Origin of the sequence: Streptococcus sp. 5346, from assembly GCF_013277455.1 — a bacterium.
Lineage (GTDB): Bacteria > Bacillota > Bacilli > Lactobacillales > Streptococcaceae > Streptococcus.
On record NZ_VMMY01000020.1, the window covers coordinates 50,927 to 51,229 of the forward strand.

Sequence of the window (303 nt, forward strand, 5' to 3'; positions counted from 1 at the left end):
GGACTTGGGTAATCCTCCAAAATAGTTTATACGGGAACAAGCCCGTGTCCTCTTAGTGAACAGATAATATTCCAATCCCCTAGTAATGGACTAAACACTATGGGCACGAGTGGACTCGAACCACCGACCTCACGCTTATCAGGCGTGCGCTCTAACCACCTGAGCTACGCGCCCAAGTCAAAAACTTGGTACAAAGAACAAAGTTCAAAGCGGGTGACGAGAATCGAACTCGCGACAACAGCTTGGAAGGCTGTAGTTTTACCACTAAACTACACCCGCTAAAATGGGAGTTAACGGGATCGA

At 47.9% G+C, this 303-nt stretch carries 2 tRNA genes; both read right to left on the reverse strand.

The window, feature by feature from the left end:
• Window positions 1-100 precede the first annotated feature (100 nt).
• Window positions 101-174, reverse strand: a tRNA-Ile gene (locus HT732_RS09945).
• A 34-nt stretch (window positions 175-208) separates the two neighbouring features.
• Window positions 209-279, reverse strand: a tRNA-Gly gene (locus HT732_RS09950).
• Window positions 280-303 lie beyond the last annotated feature (24 nt).